This window comes from Flavobacterium sp., from assembly GCF_003525665.1.
In the GTDB taxonomy this organism is placed as follows: domain Bacteria; phylum Bacteroidota; class Bacteroidia; order Flavobacteriales; family Flavobacteriaceae; genus Flavobacterium.
In genome coordinates, this window is record NZ_DQDX01000069.1 from 483 (window position 1) to 9645 (window position 9163).

Annotated in this window: 6 protein-coding genes; 3 read left to right on the forward strand and 3 right to left on the reverse strand. The window is 31.9% G+C overall.

What is annotated here, in order from left to right; translation table 11 throughout:
• From DIU01_RS04865 to tsaD, 3 genes are all read right to left on the reverse strand, one after another.
• Nucleotides 1-446 (reverse strand): DUF4159 domain-containing protein (locus tag DIU01_RS04865; RefSeq protein WP_290832116.1); only part of this gene is annotated, 446 nt, incomplete at its 3' end.
• A gap of 4 nt (nt 447-450) precedes the next feature.
• Entirely contained in the window at nt 451-1158 is a 708-nt protein-coding gene (locus tag DIU01_RS04870) for a 16S rRNA (uracil(1498)-N(3))-methyltransferase (RefSeq protein WP_290832117.1), read from the reverse strand.
• Nucleotides 1159-1163: 5 nt separating this feature from the next.
• Entirely contained in the window at nt 1164-2186 is a 1023-nt protein-coding gene (tsaD, locus tag DIU01_RS04875) for a tRNA (adenosine(37)-N6)-threonylcarbamoyltransferase complex transferase subunit TsaD (protein WP_290832118.1), read from the reverse strand.
• 107 nt (nt 2187-2293) lie between these two features.
• Here tsaD and DIU01_RS04880 point away from each other — a divergent pair, with 107 nt between their 5' ends.
• The 3 genes from DIU01_RS04880 (at nt 2294) to gap (ending at nt 9074) form a co-directional block, all read left to right on the forward strand.
• The gene (locus DIU01_RS04880) at nt 2294-6820 is read left to right on the forward strand and encodes a translocation/assembly module TamB domain-containing protein (RefSeq protein ID WP_290832119.1); all 4527 of its coding nucleotides are present in this window, start codon (nt 2294-2296) and stop codon (nt 6818-6820) included.
• Between the two features lie 159 nt (nt 6821-6979).
• Entirely contained in the window at nt 6980-7966 is a 987-nt protein-coding gene (pfkA, locus tag DIU01_RS04885; RefSeq protein ID WP_290832120.1) for a 6-phosphofructokinase, read from the forward strand.
• Nucleotides 7967-8066: 100 nt separating this feature from the next.
• Nucleotides 8067-9074 (forward strand): type I glyceraldehyde-3-phosphate dehydrogenase, encoded by a 1008-nt coding sequence (gene gap, locus DIU01_RS04890; RefSeq protein WP_290832121.1) that lies wholly within the window; start codon nt 8067-8069, stop codon nt 9072-9074.
• Nucleotides 9075-9163: the final 89 nt, after the last annotated feature.

The window sequence follows — 9163 nt, forward strand, 5'->3', positions numbered from 1 at the left end:
ATTTTAGGTAATCCACCAGCAAAAACATTTGGAGTTTGAAAAATTTTATGGTTAGCAGGAATTTCGACTAAATTGTTATTGGGAAATATTTTCTTTATTTCTTTTCTAATAAATTCATCCATGCCATAATTATCATCTATGTGAAGAAATCCGCCAGAAAGCATGTAATTTCTTAAATTGGAAATATCAGAATCACTAAAAACCACATTTCCATGACCGGTCATGTGCACAAATGGATACGAAAACAAATCGGGACTACTTGGTTCAACCGTTGCTGGTTTTGCTTTTATTCTAGTGTTGATACTTTGATTACTATATTTAATAAGATTGGGTAGAGAAGTAGGATTTGCATACCAATCGCCACCACCATTGTACTTTAATAGTGCAATTTCTTGAGAAAATCCAGAGAAGGAAAGTAAAATAAGTAAACCTAAAAGCTTCTTCATAAAATTATTCATTTGCATAAACTACACTATGACAAGCAACAACTGCTGCTGTTTCTGTTCTCAATCGAGTGTTTCCCAAAGATACAGGAATATATTTATTGTCCAAAGCCAATTGGATTTCTTTAACAGAAAAATCGCCTTCTGGTCCAATTAAAATAGTGCAATCGGTAGTGGTTTTTAATTCGTTTTTCAATGATTTTTTATCGGTTTCTTCACAATGTGCAATGAATTTTTGTCCGGTAATTTCATTTTTTTTTATAAAGTCTTTGTATAGTGTAGGTTCGTTTAATTTTGGTAAATAATAATGTAAAGATTGCTTCATGGCCGATTCAATTATCTTTTGAAATCGATCGGTTTTAATGATTTTTCTTTCCGAATGTTCACAAATAATGGGCGTGATTTCTTGAACTCCAATTTCGGTAGCTTTCTCTAAAAACCATTCGTAGCGTTCGTTCATTTTGGTTGGAGCAACAACTAAATGCAAATTGAATTTTGGTTTGTCTTGCTTTTCAAATGATAGAATGTTTACTGTACATTTTGAATCAGATGCTAATGCAATTTCAGTTTTAAATAAATATCCTAATCCATTAGTTACAAATAATATATCACTTTCTTTCTTACGTAATACTTTAATGATGTGTTTACTCTCTTCTTTGTCAAAAACAAAAGAAGTTTGGGTTTCACTTATGGTAGAATTAAAGAATAATTGCATGGTTTTTAGAATTCTATTCGTGCTTTTGAAACAACAGAAGCATCATTAAATTTTTGACTTAAATATTTTTGATAACCTACAATTCCAATCATCGCAGCGTTGTCTGTTGTGTATTCAAATTTAGGTACAAATGTTTTCCATCCGTACTTATTTTCTGCATCTTTTAATGTTTGTCTAATTCCAGAATTTGCAGAAACACCACCGCCAATTGCAATTTGTTTAATACCTGTTTCGGCAACAGCCATTTTTAATTTTTCCATTAAAATTTCAATAATGGTATGTTGAATGGAAGCACAAATATCGGCTTTATTTTCTTCGATGAAATTGGCATTTTCAGCAACATTTTTCTGAATGAAATATAAAATTTGGGTTTTCAATCCAGAGAAACTAAAATTCAATCCAGTAACTTTTGGCTTAGTGAATTGATACGCTTTTGGGTTTCCTTCTTTAGCAAATTTATCAATTAATGGTCCGCCAGGATAAGGCAATCCCATTATTTTAGCCGATTTATCAAAGGCTTCTCCAACGGCATCATCGGTAGTTTCGCCTATGATTTCCATGTTAAAAAAGTCATTTACTTTTACAATTTGAGTATGTCCACCAGAAATTGTCAATGCTAAAAATGGAAATTCGGGTTTATCAAATCCTTCTTCATCAATAAAATGTGCCAAAATGTGAGCATGCATATGGTTTACAGCTATCAACGGAATATTCAAAGCCATCGATAAAGATTTGGCAAATGAAGTTCCAACCAATAGCGAACCCATTAATCCTGGACCTTGAGTAAAGGCAATGGCGCTTAGTTGACTTTTATCAACATTTGCTTTTTTTAAAGCCATATCTATCACAGGTACAATGTTTTGCTGATGCGCACGTGAAGCCAATTCCGGAACAACACCACCATATTCCTCATGGATTTTTTGTCCAGCAACAACATTAGACAATACTTTGTCGTTTTGTAAAACAGCAGCGGCAGTATCATCGCAAGAACTTTCTATAGCTAGAATAAAAACATCTTTGTAAGACATTGGGCACAATTTTTGAATTAAATTTGATAAACCGCCATAAAACGATTATTTTTACAACGTGTGCAAAAATAACCATTTTAGGTTTGTTATTCATACTCAATTAAATTTTGGAAGAAAAAAAAGCAAATACACGTTTTAAAAAATTTAGAAAGATAGTTTTACGTACACTTCTTGTACTAATTCTTCTTTTGTTAACGCTTGGTATTGCGCTTTCTTTGCCTGTTGTTCAAACAAAAATTGCCAATTATGTAACTAACGATATTAACGAACAATACGGAACCGATATCAATGTTGAACAAGTAGAAATAACCATTTTTGGTGATGTTCAGCTGAAAAAAGTAATGGTTAAAGATGTTCGAAAAGATACTTTAATTTATGCTAAACGAATTAATACTAGTATTTTAAATGTAAAAAAACTGCTAGATGGCGATTTGCTTTTCGGAAAAATTAATGCCGATGATTTAACACTCAACATCAAAACCTACAAAGGCGAAAGAGATACTAACCTTGATAAATTTATTGCCGCTTTTGACGATGGTAAAAAATCATCGGGTAAAAAGTTCTTAATGACTTCAGAGAAAGTTACGCTTACCAATAGTAGATTTATCCTAATTGATGAAAATCGTGCCAATCCGAAAGATGTTGATTTTACTGAATTGAACGCTACCATTACCAACTTTAAAATTTACGGTCCAGATGTGACTACGAGTATTGAAAAAATGTCGTTTAGAGATCATCGCGGACTTTTTGTAGAAAATCTAAAATCTAATTTCACTTATACCAAGAAAAATATTCGTTTAGAGGAATTGGTTTTTAATACCAAGGAATCCAATTTTTCCGGAGAAGTAATTTTGAAATATGACCGAAAAGATTTTGCCGATTTCAATAACAAAGTAATTTTTGATGTAAAAACCGATTCGGCTAAAATTGCCTCCAACGATATTCGTTATTTCTACGACGAATTAGGAAAAAACAAAGTGTTTTCTTTGAAAGGGAAAATTGATGGAACGCTAAATAATTTTACAGCAAAAAATCTACAATTAATCGATTCCAATAAATCGGAGATAAAAGGAGATGTAAACTTTAGAAATTTATTTGCAAAAGCCGGAAAAGGTGAATTCTACATGAAAGGTTCTTTTGATAAAATAGCGTCAAGTTATGATGATTTGACAGCTCTTTTACCAAATGTTTTAGGAAAAAAACTGCCAAGTTCATTAAAGAAATTTGGTAAATTTAATCTTGTAGGTGATGCCGAAATCACAACAAAATCAATTGATGCCGATTTTATTTTAGACACAAAATTGGGCAACGTTACGTCACAATTGGTAATGACAAATTTGGACAATATCGATAACGCATCCTATTCGGGAACCATACTTTTAAATAATTTCGATTTAGGAACCTTTATTGGAAGAAGTGATCTTGGAAAAGTTACCATGAATGTTGATGTTGATGGAAAAGGATTTAACGAAAAATATTTAGACACAAAATTCTCTGGAGAAGTCGGGTCGGTTTATTATAATGGGTACAATTATAAAAATATTATTGCTGACGGAAGTTTTAAGAAGCCTTATTTTAAAGGAAAAGTCAACGTCAATGATCCAAATATATTTTTAGATTTTGATGGTGTTGTAGATTTAAGTAAACGAGAAAGTGTCTATGATTTTAATGCAAAAGTAGATTATATAAACCTCAACAAATTAAACTTTACTAAAGATTCCATCGCTGTTTTTAGAGGTGATATTGTGATGAAAGTTCGAGGCACTTCAATTAACGATCTAAAAGGCGAAATTGCTCTAAATAATGCTTCTTATCAAAATAAAAAGGAATTGTATTTCTTTGATTCTTTGTTAATTAATTCTTCATTTGATGATAATAATGAACGAAGAATAACCTTAAAATCTCCTGATGGAATTGATGGAGAAGTAGTTGGAAAATTCGATTTGAATCAAGTTCCAAAAATGCTTCAAAATTCGCTTGGAAGTTTATATACCAATTACCGACCTAACCAAGTTAGAAGTAATCAATACATGAAATTTAATTTCAAAGATTTCAATAAACTGATCGAAATTCTTAGTCCAGAGGTTACCATTGCTCCAAATTCTATTATGTTTGGAAGTATAAATTCAGATAAAAATGACTTTAAATTTAATTTCGAAAGTGATTCCATAAGAGCATTTAATATTGATTTGGATAAAGTAAAAGTAGAAATTGACAATAAAAATCCGCTGTACAATACTTATGTTCAAATGGATAGTATAAAATCTAAGTATTATAAAATCAGAGATTTTTCATTGATTAACGTTACTTCGAAGGATACTTTGAGTTTTAGAACCGAATTTAAAGGTGGTGAAAAAGGTAACGATTATTACAACCTAAACTTGTACCATACCATAAATAGTGACAATAAAAACATAGTTGGTTTTAGCAAATCAGAGATGATGTTTAAGGATTTTATGTGGTATTTAAACGAACAAGAAAATGATAAAAATAAAATCGTTTTTGACAAAGATTTAAAGAATTTTACATTTGAGGACATTATTGTTTCTAATGGTGATCAGTCACTTAAACTCAATGGATTCATTAACGGAACTCAAAATAAAGATTTAGAACTCACTTTTCATGATGTAAATTTAAATAAAATCACACCCGATGTTGCCAAATTTAAATTTGATGGAAATGTAAATGGTGAAGTATTTCTCAAGCAGACTAATGATGTGTATCAACCAACTGCATCTTTAGAGATTTCCAACTTATTTGTCAATGATAACGAATTGGGCAATATGAGTTTGAATATTGAAGGCGATACCAATTTTTCTAAATTCAATATAAATTCAGTTATTGAAAATGAAAATTTTGATTCTTTCAATGCCGATGGAAGTTTAGCAATTGTAAACAAGGAAACGATTTTAGATTTAGATTTAAAATTTCAAAAATTCAATCTTGGAGTTTTAAGTAATCTTGGAGGTGATGTCATTAAAAATATTAGAGGTTTTGCTTCTGGAAATGCAAGAATTGATGGAAATATCAATAATATAGACTACAACGGACGTCTTTTTGTTGATGATGCCGGATTAACAATTCCGTATTTAAATGTGGATTTTAATATCATTTCAAATACAATTGTAGATGTTACCAGAGATAAATTCATCATTCAGAAAACGAAAATCATCGATTCTAAATTTGACACCGAAGGTAATCTGCAAGGTTTCATAAAACACAAACAGTTTGGCGCTTGGGAATTGGATCTCAATATCGATTCTAATAGATTACTCGCTTTAGATACTAAAGATAGTGAAGATGCAGCTTATTACGGAACAGCATTTATCAACGGAAGTGCCGAAATTTCTGGTCCAACCGATGGTTTAGTTATAAATGTTTCGGCAGAATCTGAGGCAGGAACAGATATAAAAATTCCCATAAACGATGCAGCAGCTGTTGGAGATAGTGAATACATTCATTTTGTTACAGAAGCAGAAAAATTCAATAAAATCTCAGGTAGAGTAATAAAACAAAAAAATTATAATGGATTAGAAATGAATTTCGATTTCAATATTACACCTGTCGCCAATATTGAAGTGATTTTAGACCGAGATTCAGGTCATGGTATGAAAGGCAGTGGACAAGGAATATTACTTTTTAGAATTAATACTTTGGGTAAATTTATAATGAAAGGTGATTTTGTAGTTGACAAAGGTTCGTATAATTTTAAATACGGTGGTTTAATCGATAAAACACTTCAAGTAAAACCAAACAGCAATATTGTTTGGGATGGTGATCCGTTTAGAGCGGTTTTAGACCTTGAAGCAGTTTACAAAACGCAAGCCAATCCAGCAGTTTTAATAGAAAATGCTTCCTTTAATAGAAAAATGGATGTAGAGGTTTCTATTGGTGTAAAAGGAACAATAAAAAATCCAGAACCCGATTTTAACATCAATTTCCCAACACTTTCGTCGGTAATGAAATCTGAAATTCAGACCAAACTCGACGATAAAGATACTCGTCAAACGCAAGCATTGTATTTACTTTCTACTGGCGGATTTTTAAGTCAAGACGGATTAAGTCAGTCGCAATTAACCAACAATCTTTTTGAAAAAGCAGGCGTATTATTCAGTGATTTATTTAATGAAGATGGTGGAAAATTGCAATTAGGTTTTGATTACGTTCAAGCCGATAATACGCCAGGCTATGAATCTGATGGACGTTTTGGAGTTTCGCTTTCAACAAAAATAAACGAAAGAATAACATTAAACGGAAAAGTTGGTGTGCCAACAGGAGGAATTTCTCAAACAGCTGTTGTAGGTAATTTTGAATTACAATATAGAGTAAACGATGACGGAACATTAAATCTAAGAGTATTTAATCGTGAAAACGACATCAATTATATTGGTCAAGGCGTTGGATATACCCAAGGAATTGGAATGAACTATGAAGTTGATTTTGATACTTTTAGTGAATTAATTAGAAAAATTTTGACCAAAAAGAAAGTCGAAATAGAGAAAAAAGCCAATGTAGAAGTCGATGATTCTTCGCCATTGCCAGACTACATCCAAATGGATAATAATAAAGACGGAAAAAAGAAACCCGAACAAAATCTTACTCCAAATAGAGAGGCAATCCCTCACGAAGACTAGAATTATCAAACTACTGGATAATTCTGAATTATTTCTTTTTAACAAATTAGAAACTTATCAACGAAAACGTTTGAATTTCATTGATTTTATCAAATCAGTAAAAATCATACATTTTATGTGCTTATTCTTTGCTAAATTTACATTTTAAAACATAAAAATATGTCAAAAACGATAAAAAAAATAGGTGTACTTACTTCTGGTGGAGATTCTCCAGGTATGAATGCAGCTATTAGATCTGTTGTTAGAACTTGTGCGTATCATAACATTGAATGCGTCGGGATTTACAGAGGTTATCAAGGTATGATTGAAGGTGATTTTAAAGAAATGGGTCCGCGTTCTGTAAACAATATAGTAAACAAAGGTGGAACAATATTAAAATCGGCTCGATCTAAAGAGTTCATGACCGTTGAAGGTCGTAAAAAAGCACACGAAAATCTTGTTGAAGCTGGAATAGATGCATTAGTAGTTATTGGTGGTGATGGTAGTTTTACTGGAGCCGAAGTTTTCAATAACGAATTTGGTTATCCTGTTATGGGAATTCCGGGTACAATTGATAATGATATTTTTGGGACAAGCCACACATTAGGATTTGATACTGCATTAAATACTGTAGTAGATTGTATTGATAAAATTAGAGATACTGCAAGTTCGCACAACCGACTTTTCTTGGTAGAAGTTATGGGAAGAGATGCAGGTCATATTGCATTAAATGCCGGAATTGGAGCTGGAGCCGAAGAAATTCTTATTCCAGAAGAAGATTTAGGTTTAGAACGCCTTTTAGAATCACTACGTAAAAGTAAAGCATCGGGAAAATCATCAAGTATTGTAGTAATTGCCGAAGGTGATAAAATAGGGAAGAACGTATTTGAACTAAAAGATTACATCGAAGAAAATTTCCCAGAATATGATATTCGTGTTTCAGTTCTTGGTCACATGCAACGTGGTGGTTCGCCATCTTGTTACGATAGAGTTCTTGCCAGTAGACTAGGAGTGAAAGCTGTAGAATCTATTCTTGAAGGAAAATCAAACTTTATGGTCGGAATTTTAAACGATAAAGTAGCACTTACTCCATTAGAACAAGCCATTAAAGGTCATTCAGAGATTGATAGAGAATTATTAAGAGTGTCAGATATAATGACAACATAAAAAGTTTATAGTTAATGGTTTTTAGTTGGTTGTCTTTGCAATTAATTAGTAACCAACAACCATGAACGATAAACAATAAACAATAAATAAAAAAACAAAAATGTCAAAAGTAAAATTAGGAATAAACGGATTCGGAAGAATTGGAAGAATAGTTTTTAGAGAAACATTCAATAGAGATAATGTAGAAGTAGTAGCTATTAATGATTTATTAGATGTAGATCATTTGGCTTATTTATTGAAATACGATTCAGTTCACGGTCGTTTTGCAGGAAAAGTAGAAGTTAACGACGGAAAACTTTATGTAAACGATAAATTCATCAGAGTAACTGCTGAAAAAGATCCAAAACAAATCAAATGGGATGATAAAGATGTTGATGTTGATGTAGTTGCAGAATGCACAGGTATTTTCACAACTTTAGAAACGGCTCAATATCACATCGAAGGTGGTGCTAAAAAAGTAGTGATTTCAGCTCCATCAGCAGACGCTACAATGTTTGTTATGGGTGTAAATCATACAGAAGCAAAAGCTACAGACACAATTGTTTCTAATGCTTCTTGTACTACAAACTGTTTGGCTCCATTAGCAAAAGTTATCAATGATAATTTCGGAATTGTAGAAGGATTGATGACAACAGTGCACGCTACTACTGCAACACAATTAACAGCAGATGGTCCTTCAAGAAAAGACTGGAGAGGCGGACGTGCTGCTAGTGTAAATATTATTCCATCTTCTACAGGTGCTGCTAAAGCGGTTGGAAAAGTAATTCCAGCTTTGAACGGAAAATTAACAGGTATGTCATTCCGTGTTCCTACAGTTGATGTTTCTGTTGTAGATTTAACTGTGAAATTGTCAAAAGAAACTTCTTACGAAGAAATTATGTCGGTTTTGAAAAAGGCATCAGAAAATGAAATGAAAGGAATTCTTGGATTTACAGAAGATGATGTGGTTTCTCAAGATTTTATTTCAGATTCAAGAACTTCTATCGTTGATGCTAAAGCTGGAATCGGATTGAATTCTACTTTTTTCAAAATCGTTTCTTGGTATGATAATGAATATGGATATTCAAGCAAATTAATCGATTTATCGGTACATATTGCGAAATTATAACAAATAAAAGAAAAAGAGAATAGAATATAAAGAATAGATTTTTCGATATATTTGTTCTCTTTTCTCTATTCTATATTCTATTCTCTATA

Bases quoted from the DNA above. Each gene is read 5' to 3' on its own strand.
- gap (WP_290832121.1), top strand. From the start codon at position 8,067: ATGTCAAAAGTAAAATTAGGAATAAACGGATTCGGAAGAATTGGAAGA.
- tsaD (WP_290832118.1), bottom strand. From the start codon at position 2,186: ATGTCTTACAAAGATGTTTTTATTCTAGCTATAGAAAGTTCTTGCGAT.
- DIU01_RS04870 (WP_290832117.1), bottom strand. From the start codon at position 1,158: ATGCAATTATTCTTTAATTCTACCATAAGTGAAACCCAAACTTCTTTT.
- pfkA (WP_290832120.1), top strand. From the start codon at position 6,980: ATGTCAAAAACGATAAAAAAAATAGGTGTACTTACTTCTGGTGGAGAT.